Here is a 24,588-nt window from a genome sequence, read left to right on the forward strand (position 1 = left end):
AAACCTGGACGAATCGGAATGGATAACGCTGAATACGGCGCCGTAGCGCGGCGGCGTAGCGTGTCCCGCATGGACGTGGAGGCCGAGGCGGCGCGGGTCCTGGCGGAGTTGCGCGCCCAGGGCGATCCGGCGCGCGCGCAGAGCGAGAAGAGCTATCTGAAGAGCGAGTTCGTCCACATCGGCGTGACCGTGCCCGCGCTTCGCAAAGTGGCCGTTTCTGCGGTCATGGGCAAGCCCACGCGGGAAGAGGTGCTGTCCCTGGTCCGGCTCCTCTGGGACGTCACCGACGACGGACGTCCCGTCCATGAGGCCCGTATGGCGGCGATCGACGTGCTCGTCAAGCGGGCGGCCCTGCTGGAGCCTCCCGACCTGGGGGTGGCCGAAGCGCTCATCCGCGACTCGGCGAGCTGGGTGTACGTCGACCATCTCGCGGAGAAGGTTGTCGGCGGCCTGGTCGTGCGGTACCCGGACCTGGCGGCGGCACTGGACGCGTGGGTCGCCGACCCCTACATGTGGATACGGCGTACGGCCGTCCTGGCGCTGCTGCCGGGCGTCCGAGCGGGAGACCCGGATCTGGAACGAATCAGCCGGTACGGGGACGCGCTGCTGGGCGAGCGCGAGTTCTTCATCAGGAAGGCCCTGGGATGGGTCCTCCGGGAGCTTTCCAAGAAGGACCCGTCCTGGGTGGTGAAGTGGGTGGAGCCCCGCCTGGACGCCATCCCGGGCGTGACGCTGCGCGAGGCCGTCCGGCGGCTCCCCGCGGAGGAGGCCGCCCGGCTGCGCGGGCGGCCGTCCTGAACGCGGCGGGACGCGCTGGGCGTGTCAGGCACGCTGGGCGCGCTCGGCGCGGTAGGCCGTCCACACCTTGTGCATGCGGGCGCCCTGGCCCGCGGTGAAGGACGTCATGCACGTGTCGTAGCTGTAGTCCATGTAGTTGTGCACCGGGTCGGCACCGGGGGACGGGCAGGTGTCCTTGCCGGTCGGGCAGCCGTTCGACGGTTCGCGCTCGGCCGGGGTGTCGGCGACCCGGTCGCCCTGGCCGCCGCAGCCGTCCTGGAACGTGTGGTACAGCCCCAGCCAGTGCCCCACCTCGTGGGTGGCGCTGAAGCCCTTGTTGAAGTGCTCGATGGCGCCGCCCGGCATGCTGCCGTAGTGGATGGTCACGCCGTCCATCTGGGGGTCGGTCTTGTACTTCCACGGGAACGTCGACCAGCCGAGCAGGTCGCCGCCGATGTAGGTGCTGTAGAGGTTCAGCGTGCCCTTGCCGCCCTGGTGCAGCATCGGCTTGTACGTGCCCTCGTAGCGCTCCGGGTCCTGGAACCAGGCGGCGCTGTCGGAGCGGCTGATCCCGCGGAGCGCGAAGGAGATGCGCGTGTCCGCGCCGCCGTTCCGTCCTCCGTAGGAGGCGTTCATGGTGGCGATCTGGCGGTTGATCGCGGCGGTGGAGACGTTGCCGCGCTGCCCGTCGTGGATCACGTGGAAGAACACCGGGATCGTGATCCGCGGCGCCGAGCGGAGGTCGCCGGCGTCCGACTGGCCGCCGGTCTCGTCCACCGGGCCGAGGCCGAGCCGGTCGAGGAGGCGGTTGAGGCGCTGCTCGACGGTGGCGGCCTGCGCGGGCGTCAGGTCGTTGCGCTCGCGGCCGTGGGAGCCCGACCGCAGGCGCGCCTGCGGGTGCCCGCAGTCGTCCGCGCCCGCGCGCACGGGCGAGGCGGAGGGCGGCCCGGACGGCGTGGCCGGCCCCCCCGGCGCGGCCGGCAAGGACGGCGCCGCCGGGACGAGCGCGGCGAGCAGGGCGGTGGCGGCGAGCAGCTTCACGGCACTCCTAGGGAGGTCGCTTGCGGACGGGAGCCATGCAGGCGTGCGCGATCGACTACAGGGCGTCATTAACTCGTATCAGAACGCAGCGCCCCGATGAGTGTGATCAAGGTAAATGGATGCCGACCGTTATCGGTGAATCGCACCATGTGACGACCGGGCGGGGGGTGCGGGGCATAGGCGCAGGCAGCGGGCCCGTAGACTGGAAGCCCCTTCCGGCCGTGCGAAAGGCTTAGTTGGTGGCCGCAGACCAGTCCTTTGACACCGTTCTCGTCGTCGACTTCGGCGCGCAGTACGCGCAGCTGATCGCGCGGCGCGTCCGCGAGTGCCATGTGTTCAGCGAGATCGTCCCGTCCACCATGCCGGCGGCGGAGATGCTGGCCAAGCGGCCGAAGGCGATCATCCTGTCCGGCGGCCCCGCGTCGGTGTACGCGGAGGGCGCGCCGGTGGCGCCCGAGGGGCTGTTCGAGATCGGCGTCCCGACGCTCGGCATCTGCTACGGCCACCAGGTGATGGCGCAGGCCCTCGGCGGGACGGTGGAGAACTCCAACATCGCCGAGTACGGCGGCGCGACCGTGGCCGTCACGTCCCCGGGCATGCTGTTCGCGGGGCTGCCGCACGAGCAGGCGGTGTGGATGTCCCACCGCGACTTCGTCAGCAGCGCCCCGGCGGGCTTCACGGTGACGGCGAGCACCGACGTCACGCCGGTCGCCGGCATGGAGGACCGGGACCGCGGCTTCTTCGGCGTCCAGTTCCATCCGGAGGTTCTGCACACCGAGCACGGAATGGAGATCCTGCGCCGCTTCCTGTACGAAGGCGCCGGATGCCGTCCGAACTGGACGATGGTCAACATCGCCGAGGAGTCGATCGAGGCCGTCCGGCAGCAGGTCGGCGACCGCCGGGCGATCTGCGCGCTGTCGGGCGGGGTGGACTCCGCCGTCGCCGCCGCCCTCGTCCAGCGGGCCATCGGCGACCAGTTGACCTGCGTGTTCGTCGACCACGGGCTGCTGCGCAAGGGCGAGCCCGAGCAGGTCGAGAAGGACTTCGTCGCCGTCACCGGGGTGAACCTGCACGTCGTGGACGCCCAGGAGCGCTTCCTCGCCGCGCTCGACGGCGTCACCGACCCCGAGCAGAAGCGCAAGATCATCGGTCGCGAGTTCATCCGCGTCTTCGAGGAGGCCGCGCGCGAGATCGTCCAGGGCGGTTCCGGGGGGTCTGGGGGGTCGTCCCCCCAGAATGAGGCGGAGGACGCCGACGAGCCGGTCGAGTTCCTCGTCCAGGGAACCCTTTACCCGGACGTGGTCGAGTCGGGCGGCGGCACCGGCGCCGCGAACATCAAGTCGCACCACAACGTCGGCGGGCTCCCCGAAGACCTGCAGTTCGCGCTGATCGAGCCGCTGCGCTCGCTGTTCAAGGACGAGGTGCGCGCGCTGGGCGAGCAGCTCGGCCTGCCGACCGAGATCGTCTGGCGCCAGCCGTTCCCCGGCCCCGGCCTCGGCATCCGCATCATCGGCGCCGTCACCCGCGAGCGCCTCGACATCCTCCGCGACGCCGACGCCATCGCCCGCGAGGAGCTGACCCGCGCCGGCCTCGACCGCGACATCTGGCAGTTCCCCGTGGTGCTGCTGGCCGACGTCCGCTCGGTCGGCGTGCAGGGCGACAGCCGCACCTACGGCCACCCGATCGTGCTGCGCCCGGTGACCAGCGAGGACGCCATGACGGCCGACTGGGCGAAGCTGCCCTACGACCTGCTGCAGCGGATCTCCACCCGCATCACCAACGAGGTCCGCGAGATCAACCGCGTCACGGTCGACATCACGTCCAAGCCCCCGGGCACCATCGAGTGGGAGTGAGCGGCCGGGCGTGACCCGAACGGCCGAAGGCCCGGACGGCGCACCGTCCGGGCCTTCCGCATGTTCCGGGTCAGACGGTCGCGGGGGCCAGCGCGGCCTCGGCGTCCAGGGTCGCGGCCGTCGCGTTGACGACGGCGGCGATCCGCAGCGCCTCCTGGACGAGCTCGCGGGACAGGCCGGCCTCGCGGACGACCTTCTCGTGCGACTCCAGGCAGCGCCCGCACCCGTTGATCGCGGACACGGCGAGGCACCACAGCTCGAAGTCGACCTTGTCGACGCCCGGCCGGCCGATGATCGACATCCGCAGCTTGGCGGGCAGCGTCGCGTACGTCTCGTCCCCGATGAGGTGGGTGGCGCGGTAGTACACGTTGTTCATCGCCATGATCGACGCGGCGCCCTTGGCCGCCTCGAACGCCTCGGCGGTCAGGTAGTCGCCCGCCTCCTCGGCCAGCTCGCGGATGACGACGGCGCTCCGGGTGGCGAGGGCGCAGGCCAGGACCGTCCCCCACAGCTGCTGCTCGGTGAGCTGGGAGGTGGAGGTCAGCGAGCCCAGGTTGAGCTTGGTGTCCTTGGCGTAGCCCGGGAGGGCGCCCTTCAGCGCGTCAACGCTCATGATCAAGTGTCCTTTCCATGCGAACGGCCGGCCGCGCGACGCGGCCGGCCGTCGACGAACGAGGGGGGATCAGGCGCCGGCGCCGGCCAGCAGCTTGGTCGCGTCGAGGGTGTCCTCGCCCTTGTTCCAGTTGCAGGGGCACAGCTCGTCGCTCTGCAGCGCGTCGAGGACCCGCAGGACCTCCTTGACGTTGCGGCCGACGGACCCGGCGGTCACCATCGCGAACTGGATCTCGTTGTTCGGGTCGACGATGAACGTCGCGCGCTGCGCCACGCCGTCCGCGGTGAGGATGCCGAGGGCCTCGCTCAGCTCGCGCTTGAGGTCGGACATCATCGGGAACGGGATCTCGCGCAGGTCCGGGTGGTCCTTGCGCCACGCGAAGTGGACGAACTCGTTGTCGACGGACGCGCCGAGCACCTGGGCGTCGCGGTCGGCGAAGTCCTCGTTGAGGCGGCCGAACTCGGCGATCTCGGTCGGACACACGAAGGTGAAGTCCTTCGGCCAGAAGAAGACGACGCGCCACTTGCCCTCGTAGGACTTGTGGTTGATCGTCTCGAACGCGTTCTCGGCGTCCAGCGAGACGCAGGCGGTGAGCTCGTACTCGGGGAACTGGTCACCGACAGTAAGCACGCATGCTCCTTCGTCATGAGAAAGGGTCGCCTCCGCATGAGGAGGCGCAGGAGGGCCGCGGGGTTTCCGCCTCGGCGGCCGATGTCACTCAGAGTGCCGCCGCTCGATCAAAAAGAGAAATCGATAAATCCCACGAATGCGATAGGCATCGCCTATCAATCCCGAGTGCACCGCGGTGACCAGCGGAGATGTCGCACCCGGAAAACGCCGCCCGGACGAGCGGTAGACGTAAATCACACAGACTCGCCACAAATCGGGCTTAACACTGCGTAGCGCGCAAGTTTAGGGCGTTCGGCTTTCCGTGCACAACAGGTGACTAACGACTCACCTCGGGAGAGGTGTCGCGATCGCCCCGGTGACCCCGTGGTCAGCGGGCGCGGGCGGCGGCGTGGGTCGCGAGGGCCTCGGCCGCGTCGGCGAACATGTCGGCCAGGTCGGACGGGGCGGCGTCGAGCTCGCCGTCCAGCCAGGCGATGAGGTTCTCGCTCCAGCCCGCAACGAGCATCGTGGCGGTGAAGCGCATCTGTGCGTCGGCGGCGGAGGGGACGTCGTAGAACGTCCGCGCGTAGTCGATGACCTGGCGGGTGTTGTGGCGGAGCGCGGCGCGCTGGCGCGCGCGCAGGACGGGGCTGGCGGGCGCCTCGATCAGCGCCACGCGGACCTTGCGGGGGTCGGCGGCGCCGACCGCGAGGGCCTCCACGGCGGCGGAGCGGACGGTCGCGCGGAGCCCGGCGCCGGACCCGGCGGCGGCGACGCCGCGGGCGGCGGCCTCGGTGATCTCGGTGACGATGCGGTCGTAGACCTCGGTCAGCAGGGCGTCCAGGTCGGTGAAGTTCTCGTAGAAGTAGCGCGGGTTGAGCCCGGCGCGCGCGCAGACGGCGCGTACGGAGGTCGCGGGCAGGCCCTCGGTGCCGAGCAGGTCGAGCGCGGCCTCCAGGAGTGCCGCGCGGCGGTCGGCGCGGCGGCGCTCGGCGGTGACGCCGCCGTAGGTGCGGGAACTCACCCCGCAATCTTGACACAGCCGTTGCCAGATCCTACGTTTCTGGAAACGGATGTAGCCAGATGGAGGCCGCCATGGCCCTGACCACCGCTCCGGACATGGGGAAGATCTTCACCCCGCTGATGCACGAGCACGACTACGCCGTCGACGAGATCGACGGGGAGCTCCCGTCCGGGCTCACCGGGACGCTGTACCGGATCGGCCCCGGGAAGTGGGAGGTCGGGCGCACCCTGATGCACCACCTGTTCGACGGCGACGGGATGGTGGCCCAGTTCGCCTTCGACGGGCGCTCGGTGCGGTTCCGCAACCGCTACGTGCGGACGCCGCAGTTCCGGGACGGCATGGTCGCCGGCCGGGCCCGGAAGCCCGGCGTCGGGACGGCCCTCCCCGGCGGTTTCTGGACGAACTTCGCGAAGTCGAAGGGCCCCGCCAACGCCGCCAACACCGGGATCGCGGTGCACGCCGAGCGGCTGCTGGCCCTCTGGGAGGGCGGGCCGCCGTACCGGCTCGACCCCGACACCCTGGAGACCCTCGGCGTCGACGACTTCCGCGGCCGGCTCCGGGGCATGCTCAAGGCGTTCTCCGCCCACCCCAAGTGGGACCCGGCGACCGGGGAGATGTTCAACTTCGGCCAGGAGTTCGTGCCGTTCCCCTCGCTGAACTGCTGGAAGGTCGACCGGCGGGGCCGGATGCGCCGGCTCGCCACGGTGCGGATGCTGGACCTGCCCTGGAACCACGACGTGGCGCTGACCGCGCGGCACATGGTCTTCGTCCTGGACCCGTACATGTTCGACGTGCGCACGATGCTGCGCGGCGGGCCCGTCTTCGACGCGATCAGGCACCGCCCGGAGAAGGGCACCCGGTTCGTGCTCGTGCCCCGTGACGGCGGCCCCGCGCGGATCGTGGAGCACGAGACGCTCGTCCACCTCCATGTCGCCAACGCCTTCGAGGACGGCGCGGACACCGTCGTCGACCTGGTGCAGTTCGACGACTACGAGGCGATCAGGCGCGACCTCACCGGCTTCCGCGCGCGCTTCCCCGGGCTGCCGTCCAGCCGGCTGATGCGGTACCGGATCACGCCATCGGGACGCGTGATCGAGACGCCGCTGGCCGACGTGACCGGCGAGTTCCCGCAGTACGACTGGCGTCGCTCCACGCGCAGGCACCGGTACACCTACATGGCTGGACGGACGGGTTCCGAAGGTCAGTACGACCAGGTCCTGAAAGTCGACAACGACACCGGCCGTACAGAGACCCATGAGGTCGGGCCGCACGCGTACGTGGGCGAGCCCATCTTCGTGCCCCGTTCGCCCGACGCGGCCGAGGACGACGGCTGGCTGCTGGCCGTGGTGTACCTCGCCGCAGAACACCGGTCGCAGCTCACCATCCTGGACGCTCGCGGCCTGGAGAGCGTCGCCGCGCTGAAGCTGAGGCACCACCTTCCGTTCGGTTTCCACGGCACGTTCACGAGCCGTGTCGCCGACCCCGGCGCCCCCATCCCGCACCCCGGCCGCCTCCCGCTGTGGTGAACGCCACGGCCGTTTGACCAGGGCCGCATCACTCTTCGTAATGGCGGTTCGATACCGTTCGGTCGAGATGGCGATGAGCAGACCGACGGTGGCGCAGTTGCGGGCGTTCCTTGCGCTCGCCGAGCATCTGCACTTCAGGGACGCCGCCGCCGCGCTGCGCATGAGCCAGCCCGCGCTGTCCGGAGCCGTGGCCGCGCTGGAGGACACCCTCGGCACCCGGCTGGTCGAACGGACGACCCGCAAGGTCCTGCTGACCCCGGCGGGAGAGCGGGTCGCACGGCGGGCGGAGGTCGTCCTAGCCGAACTGGACCGCCTGGTAGACGAGGTCAAGGCCGTCCAAGGGACGCTTGTGGGGCCGCTCAGGGTCGGCGTGATCCCGACCGTCGCGCCGTACCTGCTCCCGCTGGTCCTGCCGAGGCTCGCCAAGGAGTTCCCCGACCTGGAGCTGTCGGTCCACGAGGAGCAGACCGAGCACATCGTCGCCGAACTGCTCGCCGGACGCCTCGACGTGGTGCTGCTGGCGCTGCCCGTCGCCGCGGACGGGGTCGCGGAGATCGTCCTGTACGACGAGGACTTCGTGCTCGTCGCGCCGCCCGGGTTCGAGCTGGGCGACGAGGAGGTCCCGCGCGAGGCGCTGAACGACCTCGACGTCCTGCTGCTCAACAAGGGCCACTGCATGCGCGACCAGGCCCTGGACATCTGCCGGGACGTCGGCGCGCGCGCCGCCGCCGCGACCTACGCGACGAGCCTGGCGACGCTGGTCCAGCTCGTGTCGGGCGGGTTCGGCGTGACGCTCGTCCCGGAGACGGCGCTGCCGGTGGAGACGCGCCGGGCGCCGAACCTCGGCCTGCACCGGTTCGCGGCGCCGGCGCCGTTCCGCCGGATCGGGCTCGGATTCCGGTCGACGTCGCCGCGCGCGGACGAGTTCGAGGCGCTCGCGGAGAGCGTCCGCGGCGCCGTCGCCGACTCCGGGGTGGCCGACGGGGTCCGTCCCGGCGGGTCAAGCGCCGAAGCGTAAGGCTGCGGTAAATCGCGGCCAGGTGAGGTCAAGTCTGCGTCAGGGGACGGGACGGCAATGGCGATGCGTGTTCATGTGGTGGCGTAACGTCACCATGCTCTGTGGGGCGAGGAGGAGGCCCCATGTCCCCGAAGCTCAGCGTCGTCGTGCCGTTCCACAACATCGAGGAGTACTTCCAGGAGTGCCTGGAGTCGCTGGCCGGTCAGACGCTGCGCGACCTTGAGGTGATCCTGGTGGACGACGGGTCCACCGACGGCAGCGCCGTCATCGCCAAGGAGATGTGCGCCCGCGACCCCCGGTTCCGCCTGTTCATGCGTGAGCAGGAAGGTCCCGGGACGGCCCGCAACGCGGGGGTGCGGCAGGCGCGGGGCGAGTACCTGGCCTTCGCCGACGCCGACGACGTCGTGGACCGGGACGCCTATACGCGGCTCGTCGCGTCCCTGGACCGGACGGGTTCCGACATGGCGGGCGGCAACGTCCAGCGCATGGACGAGGAACGCACGTGGCAGTCGCCCCTGCACGACGGTGTGTTCACGGAGACGTGCCTGCGGACGCACGTGTCGTCCAAGCCGGTCCTCATGCGCGACCGCACGCCGTGGAACAAGGTGTACCGGCGTGCCTTCTGGGACAAGGCCGCCTTGGAGTTCCCCACCGGCTTCTACGAGGACCCTCCCGTCATGGCGCGCGCGCACGCGCTGGCCCGTTCCGTGGACGTCCTCAGTGAGACGGTCTACTACTGGCGCAGGCGGCCGGGGTCCATCACCGGCGACCGCCATGACCGGGACAACATCCAGCAGCGGTTCGCGTCCGCGTCCGCGCTGCGGGAGGCGATGGCCGAGTACGCGCCCCAGTTCCTGAACGCCTACGACGAGCACTCCCTCATCGAGATCGACCTCCGCATCCTCCTGGAGGCCCTCCCCAGGACGCCGGACGAGCACCGCGAGGAACTCGTCGCGACGGGCGCCGCGCTGGCGCGCCGGATCGGCCCGCGCGTGCTGAAGCGGCAGCCCGCGATCATGCGCCTGCAACTGCACCTGCTCTGCCGCCGGATGCTGCCGGAACTGCTGGAGGTGCTGCGGTTCGTCCGGCTGCGGAGGGTGGCGGACGCGCCGCGCGTCCGGCGCGGCCTGCGGCACCGCTGGTACGCCGAGTTCCCGTTCTTCGAGGATGAGGAGCGGGGCGTCCCCGCGCACGTCTACGACGTGACGGACGAGCTGACGCCGGTCGCGGCCGTCGACCGCGCCGACTGGGTGGACGGGCGGCTCCGCATCGAGGGGCACGCCTACATCCGGCACCTGGACTCCTCCACCGAGGACGGGTCCCGGATCCGGCTGTGGCTGGTGGCGGCGAACAAGCGCGGCCTCATGCGCGTGCCGGTCACCCGGGTCCGGCGGCCGGACGTGACCGCCCGGTCGCGGCAGTCGGCGGTGTCCTACGACTGGTCCGGCTTCGCCGCCGAGATCGACCCGGCGGCGCTGAAGATGTTCGGGCGCTGGCGGGACGTCGACTGGGTGCCGTGCGTGGAGATCGTCAACCGGGGGCTGCGGCGCCGCGCCACGCTCGGCAACCCGCGCCTCACCCCCCGGCAGTGGCCGGACGACCTTGAGTGCGCGCCGGGCGTCCGCGTGCAGGGCGTCGCCGGGCGGCACCGGTTCACCGTGCAGGTGCGGCGGACGCCCGCCGCGGTCGTCGGCTGCCATCTGGAGGGCGGCGAGCTGTGCCTGGACGGCTGGACCCGCGCCCCGCTCGGCGACGAGCCGCGCGTCACCGCGACGCCGAAGGCGGGCCGGGCCACCGTGACGGGCCCGGTCGAGAGCGTCGGCGGCGAGGGGTTCCGGGCCCGGCTGCCGGTCGCCGGGCTGGTCCGGCGGGAGGGGAACTGGGAGATCGCCCTGCCGGGCGGCGTCAAGCCGTACCTGGACGCCGACGCGGCCGGGACCGGGCTGCCCTTCCCCGGCGGCGAGCTGGAGATCGCCAGGACGCGGCGGAGCACGCTGCGGATCGTCGTGCGCGGGCGGGCCCTCATCGTCGACGAGGTGTCCTGGTCGCCCGAGGGCGCCCTGCACCTGGCGGGGACGTGCACGGACCGCGTCGGACGGCCCGACTCCCTGACGCTGCGGCGGCGGCGCTCGTCCGAGGAGCACGCCGTCGGGCTGCTGTGGGACGGCGACCGCTTCACCGCGAAGTTCGCACCCGCGCGCATGCCCGTGTTCGGGCTGTCGCGTCCTCTGGTGGCCGGCCGCTGGGACGTCCTCGCGACCGTCGGCGGGCAGGAGCAGCCGGTCGTCATCAGGCGCCACAGCCTGCGCGCCCTGCCGGAGCCCTTCGAGGCGGGCCTTCACCGCATCACCGTCCGCGTCCAGAAGACCGACCAGCTGCTGCTGCGGGTCGAGACCGCGCTGGACGACGACGAGCGCGGGGCCTACGCGCAGAGCCGGATACGGTCCGGGCACTACAGACGCCACCTCAACCTGCCCGTGCGCGACCTCGCCGTGTTCGACGCGTACCGGGGACGCCAGTACTCGTGCAATCCGCGCGGCATCTACGACGAGCTGCGGCGGCGCGGAACCGACCTGGAATGCGTGTGGGTCACCGAGAACGGGCAGTTCGGCCGTCCGGCGGGTGCCCGCACCGTCCTGGTCGGCACGCGGGAGCACTACGAGGCGCTCGCCCGCGCGCGCTACGTGTTCGGCAACTGGTCGCAGAGGGACTGGTTCATCAAACGCGAAGACCAGACGTACGTGCAGTGCTGGCACGGCACGCCGCTGAAGAAGCTGGGCTATGACGTCAAGGAGATGCCCTTCAAGCGCACTGAGGGCGTCGACTGGATGGAGTACGACGTCCCCCAGTGGGATCTGCTCCTCGCGCAGAACGCGTTCTCCGTGCCGCTGTTCCGGCGGGCGTTCCGCTACGGCGGTGACGTCTTCCAGAGCGGCTATCCCCGCAACGACATCTTGAACAGCCCGCACCGCGAAGAGATCGCGGCGGCGGTCAGGCGGCGGCTCGGCATCCCCGGGCACAAGCGGGTCGTGCTGTACGCGCCCACATGGCGGGACGACTTCCACCACGCCATCGGAAAGCGCGCGTTCAGCCTCGAACTCGACCTCGACCAGTTCCGGGCCGCGCTCGGCCGCGACCACGTCCTGCTGCTGCGCACGCACTACCTCGTCACCGACCGGCCGAAGCTGCGGCCGGGCGACTGCGTGATGGACGTGTCCGTCTACCCCGACATCTCCGAACTCTTCCTGATCTGCGATGTGCTCGTCACGGACTACTCGTCGTCCATGTTCGACTTCGCCGTCACCGGCCGGCCGATGGTGTTCTTCGCCTACGACCTGGAGCGCTACCGCGACCACGTGCGCGGCTTCTACTTCGACTTCGACGCGGAGGCCCCCGGGCCGCTGCTGCGGACGTCGCGGGAGGTCGTCGAGGCGCTGCGCGACCCGGCCGCGCTCGACGCCGGGTTCCGGGACGCGCGCGCCGCGTTCACCGCCCGGTACTGCCCGCACGACGACGGCCAGGCCGCCGCCCGCGTCCTCGACCGCGTGCTGCGCTGACCCCGGCCGCCCGCCGCACCACCTCGCTCACCCCGCTTCCACCCCATCACGGAGTCGCTCGTGTCCCCGCAGATCAGCATCGTCGTCCCGTTCCGCAGCACCGGCGGCCGCCTCGCCGAGTGCCTGGAGTCGCTCGCCGCGCAGACGTTGCGCGACGTCGAGGTGCTCATGGTGGACGACGCGGCCGACGGCGGCGACGTCGCCGTCGCCGAGGAGTTCGCCGGGCGCGACGACCGCTTCACGCTGCTGCGGCCCGGCCCCGACGCACCCGCCGGTGACGCCGGCGTCGAACAGGCCAAGGGCAGGTACCTGGCGTTCGCGGACGGCGAGGACGCGCTCCCGCCCTACGCCTACGAGCTGCTGGTCGGCACCCTGGACTCCACCGGATCGGACATCGCCGGCGGAAACGTCATGTGCCTGGACGAGGAGCAGGTGTGGCAGTCCCCGCTGCACAGCGAGCCCTACGCGAAGACGATGCGGTCGACGCACGTGACCCGGCACCCCGCCCTCCTCCAGGACCGGATGCTCTGGAACAAGGTCTACCGCCGTTCGTTCTGGGACGCGCACAACCTCGAACTGGGCACGGACCAGGACGCCTTGGTCGCCGTCCAGACCCAGCTCTTGGCCTCCCTCGTGGACGTGTTGGACACGACCGTCTACTACTGGCGCGACCGCCCGGGAACGGCCACGCGGCTCCGTCCCGACTCGGCCCACATCACCCACCGGATGGCGACCCTCGCCGCCGTGCGGAACTACGTCCACGACCACGCGCCGGAGCTTCTCGCCGTCCACGACATGTACGCGCTGGACCTCGACGTGCGCGAGCTGATGCTCGCCCTGCCGGGCGCCACCGACGAGGAGCGCGAGCGCCTGGTCAAGCTCGGCGCGGAGGTCGTCGCCGACGCCGACCGTTCGGCCGCCGCCGGGCTGGAGGCGATCCGGCGCCTGGAACTGCACCTGCTCAGCGAGCGGAAGGTGCCCGAACTGCTCGACGTGCTCCGCTTCGAGGCGAACGGCCTCCAGGACGTTCCGGTCGTGTCCAAGGGGCGCCTGCGTCCGCGCTGGTACGCCCGCTACCCGTTCTACGAGGACGCCGAGCTCCGCATCCCCGAGGCCGTGTACGAGGTCACCGAGGAGATCGGCCTGCTGGCGGACGTCGACGGGGTCGAATGGGACGTCGACACCCTCATCATCCAAGGGCACGCCCGCTTCGACCGGTTCGAGGTGTCGTCGGAGGCGGACTCCCGCATCCGGCTCTGGATGCGGGACGCGAAGACCGGGCGGGAGATCCGGCTGCCGGTGGAGCGGGTCCGCCGCCCGGACGTCACGGCGGCGTCAGGCCAGTCGGCCGTGTCCTACGACTGGTCCGGTTTCACCGCGCGGGTGGAGCCGGAGTACCTGCTGGACGGCGACGAGTGGCGGACGGCCACCTACGAGCTGTTCGCCGAGGTCTCCACGGCGGGGCGCAGGGCGGCGCAGCGGCTCACCGCGACCGCCCCGGCCGTGCGCTGGACGGCGGCGCGGCAGGTGGACGAGCACGTCGCCGTCCAGCCCGCCGCCGGTGACGACGACCTGTTCGTGGTCCACGTCAAGCGGGCCAAGGCCGTCCTCACCCGCATCCGCGTCGACGGGGACGCGCTCGAACTGTCCGGCTGGACGCGGCGCGCCCTCGGCGCCGGCGCCGCCATGGTCGCGGCCCGCCGGCACGGCGGGGAGGAGGTCCGCGGCGAGGTGACGCTGCGCCAGTCGTCCGTCCTGCGGATGGCGGAGGGCACCGGCTTCGACTTCACCGCCCGGCTGCCGCTGGAGTTCCTGTCCTCCCTGCGGGACGGCCCCGCGCCCCGCCAGGCGCACCTGCGGGACGCCATCGACTGGGACGTCCGGCTGACCGGCGAGGGCGGCCCGCTGCGGCTCACCGTCGCGAGCAACGTCAAGCCCGTGCGCTGCCTGCTGCCCGCGGCCGCCGGCGGCGGGCGCAGGGAGTTCGCGCTGACGCGGACGGCGTTCGGCAACCTGCGCGGCGTCGAGCGCAGCGTCCGCCCGGTCGTCCGGACGGCCGAGTGGGACGCCGACGGACGGCTCACGCTGCACGGCGACTTCGCCGACCCCGAGAACCGCCCCGACCATTTCGTGCTCCGGCGGCGCAGGTCCGGCGACGAGCAGCGCGTCCCCGTCACCTGGGAAGAGGACAACTTCTCCGCGGCCTTCACACCTGCCGCCATGGCCGTCTTCGGGACGGACCTGCCGTTGAGCAGCGGCACATGGGACGTGCTGGCGCGATCCACCGAGGGGGACGTGGCGGTCGTCGTCGAGCGCGAGGCGATCGCGGCTCTGCCCGCCTGGCGGCGCGTCGGCACGCACGAGTTCGAGGTGGGCGTCCACCAGATCGATGCGCTGGTACTGCACAGCCGTCCCGCCTACGGCGACGACGAGCGAGGCGGGCACGCGCAGGTGCAGCTCTGGCAGCGCGACTACCCCGTCTACCTGCGCAGCCCCCTGGCGGACGTCGCCGTCTTCTGCAGCTACGCCGGAACCCAGTACAGCTGTAGCCCCAGGGCCATCTACGAGGAACTCGTACGCCGTAACACCGACGTGGAGTGCGTGTGGGTCACCCAGGACGGCCAGTTCTCCATCGACGCCCAAGAGGACGCCAAGACCAGGACAGTGCTGGAAGGAACCCGCGAGCACTACCGCGTGCTCGCGCGCGCACGGCACATCATCACGAACCACTGTCTCCCCGGCTGGTACATGAAGCGTGAGGGCCAGACCTACGTCCAGACCTGGCACGGCACCCCGCTGAAGCGCATCGGCCACGACCTCAAGGACGTCCCCTACCAGCGCAGCGAGCAGCGCCCCTGGCTGGACTGGGAGGTGCCGCGATGGGACCTGCTGCTGTCCCCGAGCCCGTACGCCACCGAGGTCATGCGTCAGGCGTTCCACTACGAGGGCGAGGTCATGGAGGCGGGCTACCCGCGCAACGACGTCCTCAGCAACCCCGAGTGGGAGAACATCGGGACGGGCATACGCAAGCGCCTGGGGATCCCTGACGGCAAGAAGGTCGTCCTGTACGCCCCGACCTGGCGGGACGACCGGCGCCACGCCCCCGGCAAGCAGGGCTTCTCGCTCGCACTCGACATGGACGCCATGCGCCAGGTCCTGGGCGACGACCACGTCGTCCTCCTGCGGGCCCACCACGCCGTCACGGACAAGGCCCCTGTGGTGACGGACGACTTCGTCATCGACGTCACCCGCTACCCCGACGTGGCCGAGCTCTACATGGCGGCGGACGTGCTCGTCACGGACTACTCGTCCGCCATGTTCGACTACGCCGTCCTAGGGCGCCCCATCGTCCTCTACACCTACGACCTGGAGTGGTACCGCGACCATCTGCGCGGCCTCTACATCGATCTGGAGGCGGAGGCGCCCGGCCCGCTCGTGAGGACGCCGACCGAGGTCGCCAAGGCGGTCAAGGCCGCGCCCGGCAGCGAGGAGCAGTACGCGGACGCCTACGACCGCTTCTTCGTGAAGTACTGCCCGCACGACGACGGGAAGGCGGCGGCCAGGGTCGTCGACCGCCTCTTCGGCGACGGGAGCGCGTGACGGGGCGTGCGTGACGGGGGCCCGTGACGGAGGGCGCGTGACGGGTCAGCCGGGGCGGCGGGCCCGCGCGAACAGCCAGGTCCCGGGGCAGCCGCCCAGCGGCAGCCGCCGCTCCAGCGCGGCGGACAGCCGCAGCGCCTCGTTGGCGAGCGGGTGCAGCGGGGCGAGGTCCTCGCGGCGGGCCGTCCGGTGCCTGAACCGGCGCAGGAGCGGCCGGAGCACCACGCCCCGGCTCCACAGCCCCTCCAGCACCAGTCCGGCGCCCTCGACCAGCTCGGTGAGCGCCCGGCGGGTGTAGCGGCGGACGCGGCCGACAGCGACGTCATGGGCCGACCACAGCGCCATGTCGCACGGCACGGACACGAGTGCGACGCCGCCCGGCCGCAGCACCCGGGCGATCTCCGCCGCCGCGCGCGCGTCGTCCTCGATGTGCTCCAGGACGTCCAGCGCCAGCGCCAGGTCGTACTCGGACGGCGGCAGCGGCAGGTAGCGCGCGTCGCCCTCGTACGCCTCGGTGCCGTGCGCGCGCGCCAGGGACACCGCGTCCGGGCTCAGGTCGATGCCCGTCGCGCGCCAGCCGTGCTCGGCGAGGACCCGGCAGGCCGCGCCGGACGCGCAGCCGATGTCGACGGCCGTCCCCGGCATGCTGAACCGCAGCAGCTCCGCGGTCAGGACGTCCCGCCGCTCGCGGTACCACCAGTTGTCGTTCTCGATCCGCGCGACCCGCTGGAGCTCGATCGTGTCCACGGGACAAGCCGACGGCATCGGCGGCGGCGCGTTCCACCGTCGTCGCCGTACGCGGGCGGATCGTTGACCCGTGCTTGACCCCGCCCCTGCGCTCGGCCCTCCGCCGACCGGCCCTGCTGACCGGCCCCGCAGACCGGTCCCGGCGTCAGCGCTTGCGGCGGCGCCGTCGCACGAGGAACCGGATGGCGAGCAGCAGCGCGACCAGCCCGCCGAGCGCCGGGACGGCCCGCTTGGCGACCGAGGGCCCCGCGACCTCCAGCAGGTCGATCGCGTCCTCCTCGTCCGCCACGTGCAGCGGGCGCCGCGCGGGCCGCTCCGGCGCGGCGGCGGGGACGGCCGCCTCGGCCCTGGCGGCGGCCTCCTCCGTGGCCTTCACGGGGCCCGGCTTGTCCTCCGGCTCCGCCGGCTTCGCGGGCGCCTCCGGCTCCAGGTCCGGCACGGCGACGGGCTTGGCGGGGGCCTCGGCGGCCCCGGCCGGCGCCTCGGCCGCCCCGGCCGGCGCCTCGGCGGCCCCGGCCGCCTCGCCGGACGACTCCAGCTCGGCCGCCAGCGCCTTCGCGAACCGCGCGATGATCTTCGAACCGACCTCGGACAGGATGTTGCGGCCGAACTGCGCGGGCCGCCCCGTCACGTTCAGCTTGGTGTGCACGGCCACCCGCGTGGTGCCGTCCTCGGCGTGCAGCCGCGCCTGGACGGTCGCCGACGCCGTGCCGGAGCCGCGCGCCTCCTTCGCGGCGGCCTCCATCGTCACGGCGCGGCCGGCCTCGTCCGCCGAGACGATCCGCGCGGTGCCGCGGTAGGTGATGGTCATCGCGCCGACCTTCACCTTCATCCGCCCCGAGTACTCCTCGCCGTCGACCGAGTCGAGCGTCGCGCCCGGCATGCAGGCCGCGACCCGCTCCACGTCGAGCAGCACCGACCAGGCCTGATCCACCGGTACGGGGACGGTGAATTCGTGGTCGAGCTCCATGAGCAAAGTCCTTATCGTCCGGAGAACTTGTCCGCGACCCTACGGCGGTGGTCCGCCGCGTCGCCAGTGGGGTCCGCCGACAGGCGGTCCGTTACCCGGCGGCGTGGCGATCATGCGGCCGGGCCCCGGGGCGACGGGACCCGGCCGCATGCTCGCGGCTCAGATCAGCCGGCGGCCGCCGCCAGCGCCCGCGCGGTGAGCACCGTCGCCAGATGCGTCCGGTACTCCGACGACCCGTGCAGGTCGGTGGGCGGCTCGGTGCCGGCCGCGGCCTGCGCGGCGGCGGTGCGGTACGCGTCCTCGGACGCGGGCCCGCCCCGGACGGCGGTCTCGACCGCGCTCGCCCGCACGGGCACCGGGCCCATGCTGCTCAGCGCGACCCGCGCCTCCCCGACGCCGTCACCGTCGCGGCGGACGGCGCACGCGACGCCGACGATCGCCCACGCCTGCGCCGTCCGGTGGAACTTCTCGTAGTGCACGCCCCAGCCCGCGCCGAGCTTCGGCACGCGCACGCCCACGAGCAGCTCGTCGGGTTCCATCGCCGTCGTCATCCAGTCGACGAAGAACTCCGCCGCGGGGATCTCCCGCTCGCCGCGCACGGACCGGACGAGCAGCACCGCGTCCAGCGCCAGCGCGACCGCGGGCAGGTCGGCGGCCGAGTCGGCGTGGGCGAGCGACCCGCCGAACGTGCCCCGGTGCCGGACGGCCGGGTCGGCGACCGTCTCCGTCGTCACCGCGATCAGCGGGGCGTGCTCGCGCACCAGCGGGTCGCGCATCACCTGGTGGTGCGTCGCCATCGCGCCGATGACGATCGCGTCGCCGGCGTCGCGGATCTCGCGGAGCCCGTCGAGCCGGTCCAGGTCGATCAGCGCGTCCGGGATGGCGAGCCGCATCCGCAGCAGCGGCATCAGGCTCTGCCCGCCGGCCAGCACCTTCGCGTCCTCGCCCGCGTCCGACAGCGCCCTGACGGCGTCGTCGACCGTGGCGGGCCGCGCGTAGTCGAACGTCGCGGGGATCACAGGTCACCTCCGGCCGAGCCGAGCCCGCCGCCGGCGCCCGGTTCGGCGGCCGCGGGCGTGGATTCGGCGCGCAGCGCGCGCCAGACGCGTTCGGGCGTGCACGGCATCGGCACGTCGTGGACGCCGTGCGGGCGCAGCGCGTCCACGATCGCGTTGACGACCGCCGGGGTGGAGGCGATCGTGCCCGCCTCGCCGACGCCCTTCACGCCCATCGGGTTGGACGTGGCCGGGGTCTCCGTGCGGTCGGTCGTGAACGTCGGCAGGTCCATCGCGGACGGGATCAGGTAGTCGGCCATCGTGGTCGTCGTCAGGTTGCCGTCGTCGTCGTACACGGCCTCCTCGTAGAGCGCCTGCGCGATGCCCTGCGCGAGCCCGCCGTGGACCTGGCCCTCCACGATGAGCGGGTTGACGACCTTGCCGACGTCGTCGACCGCCACGTACTTGCGGATCTTCACCATGCCCGTCTCGGTGTCGACCTCCGCCGCGCACAGGTGCGTGCCGTGCGGGAAGGAGAAGTTGTCCGGGTCGAACGTGGCGTCGGAGTCGAGCGAGGGCTCGATGCCATCCGGCAGGTCGTGCGCGGCGAACGCGGCCAGCGCGACCTCCTGCAGCGTCTTGCCCTCCTGCTGGACGCCGCGGACGCTGAACCGTCCGCCGCTGAACTCCAGGTCCTGCTCGGACGCCTCCAGTAGGTGCGCGGCGACCTTGCGGGCCTTGTCGACGACCTTCTCGCAGGCGGAGAACAGCGCGACCCCGCCCACGGCAAGGGAACGGGACCCGTAGGTGTCCATGCCCTTGTGCGAGATGGCCGTGTCGCCGTGCAGGACCTTCACGTCCTCGAACGGGACGCCGAGCCTGTCCGCGGTGATCTGCGCCCAGGCCGTCTCATGGCCCTGCCCATGCGCGGACGAGCCCGTGACCACCTCGACCTTGCCGGACGGCAGGACGCGCACAGCCGCGTGCTCCCATCCGCCTGCGCCGTAGGAGAGCGAACCCAGCACGCGCGAGGGCGCGAGCCCGCACATCTCCGTGAACGTGGACACGCCGATGCCGAGCTGGACGGGGTCTTGGCGCTCCCGCCGGTCGGCCTGTTCGGCGCGGAGCTTGTCGTACTCGAACAGCTCCAGGGCCTTGTCGGTCGCCGCCTCGTAGTTGCCGGAGTCGTAGGTGAGGCCCGCGATCGTCTCGTACGGGAACTCCTCGTGCTTGATCCAGTTGCGGCGGCGCACCTCGATGGGGTCGATGCCGAGCTCGTTGGCGAGCTCGTCCATCAGCCGCTCGATCGCGTACGTGGCCTCGGGACGGCCCGCGCCCCGGTACGCGTCCGTGGGCATCTTCGTCGTGAAGACGCCCGTGCAGGTGAACGACAGCGCGTCCATCTTGTAGATGCCGTTGAACATGAACGCGCCCAGGAGCGGGATGCCGGGCGTGACCAGCATGAGGTACGCGCCCATGTCGGCCAGCAGATCCACCTTCAGGCCGCGGATCCGGCCGTCGCGGTCGGCCGCGAGCGTGAGCCGCTGGATCTGGTCCCGCCCGTGGTGGACGGTCATGTTGCCCTCGCTGCGCGTCTCCGTCCACTTGACCGGGCGGCCGAGCCGGCGGGCCAGCAGCAGCGCGAGCACCTCCTCCCCGTACACCTGGAGCTTGGAGCCGAAGCCGCCGCCGACGTCCGGGGCGACGACCCTGATCCGGTGCTCGGGGATGCCGGTCACCGTGGCCAGCATCAGCCGCAGGATGTGCGGGATCTGCGTCGCCGAGTACAGCGTGAACTCGTCGCCCTCCGGGACGCACAGCACCGACCGCGGCTCCATCGCCGTGGGGATGAGCCTCTGCTGGACGTAGCGGCGCTCGATGACGACCGGGGCGTCCCTCATCGCGGCGTCGAGATCCCCGTTCTCGAACACCCACGTGTAGGACTTGTTCGTCCCCAGGTCGTCGTGCACGAGGTCGGCGCCCTCGGCCAGTGCCGCCTCCATGTCCACCACCGCGGACAGCGGCTCGTAGTCGACGTCGATCTCTTCCAGGGCGTCCACGGCGGCGGCCTTGTCGCGGGCGATGACGCACGCCACGGGTTCACCGACGTAGCGCACCTCGGTCACCGCCATGGGCGGGTGGTCCGGGTGCTTCATGTCCTCGGTGACGACCCATGCGCACGGCAGCGACCCCTGCTCGTCGGCGAGGTCCTGCCCGCTGAACACCGCGACCACGCCGGGACTCTTCTTCGCCTGGGACGTGTCGACGGCCGTGATCCGCGCGTGCGCGAGCGGGCTGCGCAGGAACGCCACGTGCAGCGTGCCCGCCGGGGTCATGTTGTCGGTCCACCGGGTGCGGCCGGTGATGAGCCGGGCGTCCTCCGACCGCTTGCGCGGACTGCCGACCTCCTGCACGGTCACGGCGTCACCTCCCGCCCGGCGGGCTCGCGCATCTCGCTCGCCGCCCGCCGCACCGCCTTGACGATGTTCTGGTAGCCCGTGCACCGGCACAGGTTGCCCTCAAGCCCCTCCCGGACCTCCGCCTCGGACGGGTCGGGGTTCTCCCGCAGCAGATCCAGCGACGCCATGATCATGCCGGGCGTGCAGTAGCCGCACTGGAGCGCGTGCTCCTCGTGGAAGGCCCGCTGCATCGGATGCGTCTCTCCGTCGATGCCGAGGCCCTCGACGGTCGTCACGTCGCGGCCGTCCGCCTGGACGGCCAGTACGGAGCAGCTCTTCACGCTCATCCCGTCCATCAGGACGGTGCAGGCTCCGCAGTTGCTGGTGTCGCACCCGACCGGGGTCCCGACCTTTCCCAGCCGTTCGCGCAGATAGTGGACGAGAAGGAGGCGCGGTTCGACGTCGTCTTCGTACGTCGTCCCGTCGACCTCGACACGGATACGTGGCATGCGTTTCTCCCAGGGACGTCTCGGGGTGGACATGGAGAGAAGTCCCCAGGGCGGGGCGCGCTGGTCAGGCCACGTCATCGGGGCCACCTCCGTGGAAGGCGACCCTACGAACCTATGCCGGGGTTGAATTCCGTACTAGCCCCTGGGATCGCTTATTTACCGACGTCTGATGCAACGATGGCCGTTGTTGCACGCGAAAAGGAACCTTCGGGGTAAGAGGGCGTTATGTTCCTCTTCTCCTCCTCTCGCCTTGGCTGTCTGGGTTCCTTGGCTCTGACGCTGGTCCTCAGCGGGCTCGTCTATCTGCTCATCAGCCGCTGACCCGGTGCCCGGCCCGGCGGCCGTTCAGCGGCGCGGCGAGAGGATCTCGGTGTGCAGGGCGGTGCCGTGGAGGTCCCGCAGGTGGACGGTGAGCGTCTCCGACCGTCCGTCGATCTCGACCTCCCCGAAGAACTGGAAGCCCTCGGCCGGGGACGTGTTCGCGCGAGGCGGCGCCTGGACGAACTTGAGCTGGGGACCGAACGTGCCGTCGAGCTTGTTCGGGCCGAAGGCGCCGGCGTTGAGCGGCCCGGAGACGAACTCCCAGAACGGGTCGAAGTCGGAGAAGGCGGCCTTCGCGGGGTCGTAGTAGTGGGCCGCCGTGTAGTGGACGTCCGCGGTCAGCCAGACCATGTTCCGGACGCGGTGCCGCCGCGCGTACGAGAGCAGGTCGGCGATCTCGCGCTCCCGGCCGAGCGGGGCGCCGCCGTCGCCCTGGGCGGCGGACTCCTGCGCGGTGCCGTCGGGGACGATCAGCCCGAGGGGCAGGTCGGCCGCGACGACCTTCCAGGTGGCCTTCGAGTGGCGCAGCTCGCGCTTGAGCCAGGCCGCCTGCTCGGCGCCGAGCAGGCCGTCCCGCTGGGTCGGGGACGTGCCGGCGTCGTTCGGGGACTTGTACGTCCGCATGTCGAGCATGAAGACGTCCAGCAGCGGGCCGTAGGAGATCTTCCGGTAGAGGCGGCCGGAGCGCGCGGTGCGGACGGGCGTGTATTCGAGCATCGCCCTGCGCGCGCGCCCCGCCAGGACGTCCACCCGCTTCTCGGTGTACTGCGGGAGGTCGAGGATCTCACCCGGATACCAGTTGTTCGTGACCTCGTGGTCGTCCCACTGGTAGAGCATCGGGACCCGCGCGTTGAACGCCCTGAGGTTCGCGTCCATCAGGTTGTAGCGGAACTGCCCTCGGTACTCGGCGAGCGTCTGCGCGACGGCCGACTTCTCCTCTGTGACGATGTTGCGCCACGTACGGCCGTCCGGGAGCGCCACCGTCTCGGTCAAAGGGCCGTCGGAGTAGACGAAGTCGCCGCTGCACAGGAAGAAGTCGGGATCGCGGCGGTCCATCGCCGTGAAGATCCGGTAGCCGCCCAGGTCGGGGTTGATGCCCCAGCCCTGGCCGGCGAGGTCGCCCGACCAGACGAAGCGGATGTCCTGCCGCCGCCGGGGCGCGGTGCGCAGCCGCCCGGCGACCGGCTCGGACGACAGCCCCCGGTCGAGGTCGGCCAGCCGCACCCGGTAGTGCAGCTCCTCGCCCGGCGGCAGGCCGCGCAGCAGCGCCTTGCCGGTGAGGTCGGTGTCCGGGGTCACGACGGGGCCGCGCACGGTGCGGGCGTCCCGGAAGTCGGGCCGGCGGCCCACCTCGACGAGCATCCGGGCGGGACGGTCGGAACGCGCCCACACCACCGCCTCCCGCGCGGTCACGTCGCCGCTCTGCACGCCGTGCGTGAGGGCCGGGCGGCCGCGCAGCAGCGCCGCGGCGGGCCGCGCGGCCGCGGTCGGCAGCGCCGCGGCGCCGGTCATCAGAAGGCCACCGCGCAGCACGGTTCGACGGTCCATGGGTGCTCCGTTCCTTGATCCGCTCCCGGGCATGCTCGCCGGGCGGAACGGATTCGCGGTGGACACGCGGTGATCGGTTTGACAATCCTCGGTGACCGAGTGTCTCCTTGTGCTCGTGACCGAGCGCCCGTCGACCCAGGCGTCGACCAGCAGCCCCGTGGCCCTGCGCCGCGCGGCCAGCGCGCTGTGTCCTTCGTGTTGTCGCTGAACCGTTCGCACCGGCCCGACATCCGTACACACGAAGGACCCGTCTTCCCATGGACCTCTCCGTGGTTCCCGACATCGCCATGCGCGGCCAGGACGATCCGCACGGCCGCGCCGTCGCCGTCCGCCCGCCGACCGCCGGGCAGCTCGCCGCCCGCGTCCGCGACCTGGCCGGACGCCCCGACGCGTGGTGGCGGCTCGTCCGGTTCGACGCGGCCGGCCCGCGGGACGTCCCGCTCGGCGACGGCGTCTGGCTGACGACCTGGCCGCCCGGCCACGGCGGCACCGTGCACGGCGGCGTCAGCACCCTCGTCGCGGGGGAGCTGGCCGTCGTCGCGATCACCGAGCGCGGCGTCACCGAGCGGCCGCTGCGCGCCAACCGGGTCCGCGTGCACGGCGGCCCGCAGGCGCTCACCAACCCCGGCCCGGCCTTCGCCGTCAGCCTGCACGCCGTCAGCCTGCACGCCGTCGGCCCGCACGCCGTCGGCCCGCACGCCGACGAGCCGGACGCCCGGCCTTAACGCGCCTCGTCGGTGAGGTAGCGGGACGCCGCCTCCCGGCCGACGAGCGGCAGCAGCGCGAAATAGGTCAGCGAGGGCAGCAGCGACGGCAGCTCCGCCGCGTCGCCCGTCTCCATCTGGACGTGGATCGCGCTGTAGACGCCGCCCACGATCGCGTCGACCACGGCGACCGGGACGGGCGGCAGCGACGGGCCGGTGAAGAACGCGCGGAACCGGGCGAGGTCGTCCAGCCGCGCCTGCCGCACCTGCGGGCCCGCCGCGTGCGCCTCCACCAGCGACGCCCGCGCGAACCGGGGCTCGCGGGCCAGCGCGGCGAGCAGCGTGCGCAGCGCCGCGTGGATCCCGTCCGGGGGGCTCGGCGCCGCCTCGTACGCCTGCGTCATGCGGCCGAGCAGGATGTCCATGCCGCGCCGGTAGGCGGCGAGGAAGCACTCGTCCAGATCGGTGAAGTGCGCGTAGAACGTCTTCTTGGTGACGCCGGCGGCCTCGGTGACCCGGCTGATCGTGGTGTGCGCGAACCCGCGCTCGGAGACGACCTGGACGAACGCGTCGATCAGCCGCCCCCGCTGGATGCCGGCGACGGTCTCGGGGGAGAGGCCGTGCCGTCCGGGCTTGATGGCGCGGCCCGGGTCCAGCGCGGACCGGGATCCGGGCAGCACGTCCGCGCAGCCCGCGTCGGGCGCCCCGGCCTGCCCCGTCATGGAAACCCGCTCCCGGAGATCCGCTCCCTCATCTGCCGTCGGAGATCACCCTACT

Annotated in this window: 18 protein-coding genes; 7 read left to right on the top strand and 11 right to left on the bottom strand. The window is 72.0% G+C overall.

What is annotated here, in order from left to right:
- Nucleotides 1-69 precede the first annotated feature (69 nt).
- Complete coding sequence (locus AB0K34_RS24565) at nt 70-798, top strand: DNA alkylation repair protein (protein WP_364551056.1); 729 nt, start codon at nt 70-72, stop codon at nt 796-798.
- A 24-nt stretch (nt 799-822) separates the two neighbouring features.
- Here the strand turns inward: AB0K34_RS24565 and AB0K34_RS24570 are convergent, their stop codons facing one another.
- Entirely contained in the window at nt 823-1,818 is a 996-nt protein-coding gene (locus tag AB0K34_RS24570; RefSeq protein WP_364551058.1) for a zinc metalloprotease, read from the bottom strand.
- Nucleotides 1,819-2,057: 239 nt separating this feature from the next.
- Between AB0K34_RS24570 and guaA the strand changes: the two genes are divergently transcribed.
- Nucleotides 2,058-3,671, top strand: coding sequence for a glutamine-hydrolyzing GMP synthase (gene guaA / locus AB0K34_RS24575; RefSeq protein ID WP_301174185.1), 1,614 nt, complete (start codon nt 2,058-2,060; stop codon nt 3,669-3,671).
- Nucleotides 3,672-3,741: 70 nt separating this feature from the next.
- On the opposite strand, the gene AB0K34_RS24580 is transcribed toward guaA, so the two are convergent.
- The 3 genes from AB0K34_RS24580 to AB0K34_RS24590 form a co-directional block, all read right to left on the bottom strand.
- Entirely contained in the window at nt 3,742-4,284 is a 543-nt protein-coding gene (locus AB0K34_RS24580) for a carboxymuconolactone decarboxylase family protein (RefSeq protein WP_138634509.1), read from the bottom strand.
- Nucleotides 4,285-4,353: 69 nt separating this feature from the next.
- Nucleotides 4,354-4,914 carry a peroxiredoxin gene (locus AB0K34_RS24585; RefSeq protein ID WP_138634512.1) on the bottom strand — a complete coding sequence of 187 codons (561 nt, stop codon included), beginning with the start codon at nt 4,912-4,914 and terminating at the stop codon, nt 4,354-4,356.
- A gap of 367 nt (nt 4,915-5,281) precedes the next feature.
- A complete protein-coding gene (locus AB0K34_RS24590; protein ID WP_364551061.1) occupies nt 5,282-5,917 on the bottom strand; it encodes a TetR family transcriptional regulator in 636 nt (211 codons plus the stop codon).
- Between the two features lie 71 nt (nt 5,918-5,988).
- Between AB0K34_RS24590 and AB0K34_RS24595 the strand changes: the two genes are divergently transcribed.
- From AB0K34_RS24595 to AB0K34_RS24610, 4 genes are all read left to right on the top strand, one after another.
- Entirely contained in the window at nt 5,989-7,443 is a 1,455-nt protein-coding gene (locus AB0K34_RS24595; protein WP_364551063.1) for a carotenoid oxygenase family protein, read from the top strand.
- A 73-nt stretch (nt 7,444-7,516) separates the two neighbouring features.
- On the top strand, nt 7,517-8,461 hold the full coding sequence (locus tag AB0K34_RS24600) for a LysR substrate-binding domain-containing protein (protein ID WP_364551065.1): 945 nt from the start codon (nt 7,517-7,519) through the stop codon (nt 8,459-8,461).
- 122 nt (nt 8,462-8,583) lie between these two features.
- Nucleotides 8,584-12,018: a CDP-glycerol glycerophosphotransferase family protein gene (locus AB0K34_RS24605; RefSeq protein WP_364551067.1), complete on the top strand. Its 3,435-nt coding sequence runs from the start codon at nt 8,584-8,586 to the stop codon at nt 12,016-12,018.
- 60 nt (nt 12,019-12,078) lie between these two features.
- Nucleotides 12,079-15,618, top strand: a complete 3,540-nt coding sequence (locus tag AB0K34_RS24610) for a bifunctional glycosyltransferase family 2 protein/CDP-glycerol:glycerophosphate glycerophosphotransferase (RefSeq protein ID WP_364551069.1) — start codon at nt 12,079-12,081, stop codon at nt 15,616-15,618.
- 45 nt (nt 15,619-15,663) lie between these two features.
- Here AB0K34_RS24610 and AB0K34_RS24615 read toward each other — a convergent pair whose 3' ends face one another.
- From AB0K34_RS24615 to AB0K34_RS24640, 6 genes are all read right to left on the bottom strand, one after another.
- Nucleotides 15,664-16,365 carry a class I SAM-dependent methyltransferase gene (locus AB0K34_RS24615; RefSeq protein ID WP_364551071.1) on the bottom strand — a complete coding sequence of 234 codons (702 nt, stop codon included), beginning with the start codon at nt 16,363-16,365 and terminating at the stop codon, nt 15,664-15,666.
- 145 nt (nt 16,366-16,510) lie between these two features.
- The gene (locus AB0K34_RS24620) at nt 16,511-17,335 is read right to left on the bottom strand and encodes an SRPBCC family protein (protein ID WP_364551073.1); all 825 of its coding nucleotides are present in this window, start codon (nt 17,333-17,335) and stop codon (nt 16,511-16,513) included.
- A gap of 164 nt (nt 17,336-17,499) precedes the next feature.
- The gene (locus AB0K34_RS24625; RefSeq protein ID WP_138634532.1) at nt 17,500-18,354 is read right to left on the bottom strand and encodes a xanthine dehydrogenase family protein subunit M; all 855 of its coding nucleotides are present in this window, start codon (nt 18,352-18,354) and stop codon (nt 17,500-17,502) included.
- A complete protein-coding gene (locus AB0K34_RS24630; protein ID WP_364551075.1) occupies nt 18,351-20,750 on the bottom strand; it encodes a xanthine dehydrogenase family protein molybdopterin-binding subunit in 2,400 nt (799 codons plus the stop codon). The genes AB0K34_RS24625 and AB0K34_RS24630 overlap by 4 nt, the downstream gene beginning before the upstream one ends.
- Nucleotides 20,747-21,238, bottom strand: coding sequence for a (2Fe-2S)-binding protein (locus AB0K34_RS24635; RefSeq protein ID WP_138634538.1), 492 nt, complete (start codon nt 21,236-21,238; stop codon nt 20,747-20,749). Before AB0K34_RS24635 ends, AB0K34_RS24630 begins: the two co-directional genes overlap by 4 nt.
- Before the next feature lie 345 nt (nt 21,239-21,583).
- Entirely contained in the window at nt 21,584-23,107 is a 1,524-nt protein-coding gene (locus tag AB0K34_RS24640) for an alkaline phosphatase D family protein (RefSeq protein ID WP_301174195.1), read from the bottom strand.
- Between the two features lie 257 nt (nt 23,108-23,364).
- Here AB0K34_RS24640 and AB0K34_RS24645 point away from each other — a divergent pair, with 257 nt between their 5' ends.
- A complete protein-coding gene (locus AB0K34_RS24645; RefSeq protein WP_364551077.1) occupies nt 23,365-23,832 on the top strand; it encodes a cysteine dioxygenase in 468 nt (155 codons plus the stop codon).
- Here AB0K34_RS24645 and AB0K34_RS24650 read toward each other — a convergent pair.
- A complete protein-coding gene (locus AB0K34_RS24650; protein WP_364551079.1) occupies nt 23,829-24,533 on the bottom strand; it encodes a TetR/AcrR family transcriptional regulator in 705 nt (234 codons plus the stop codon). The two genes, AB0K34_RS24645 and AB0K34_RS24650, sit on opposite strands and share 4 nt — an antisense overlap.
- Nucleotides 24,534-24,588 lie beyond the last annotated feature (55 nt).

The sequence above is a fragment of the Actinomadura sp. NPDC049382 genome (assembly GCF_040677125.1).
In the GTDB taxonomy this organism is placed as follows: domain Bacteria; phylum Actinomycetota; class Actinomycetes; order Streptosporangiales; family Streptosporangiaceae; genus Spirillospora; species Spirillospora geliboluensis.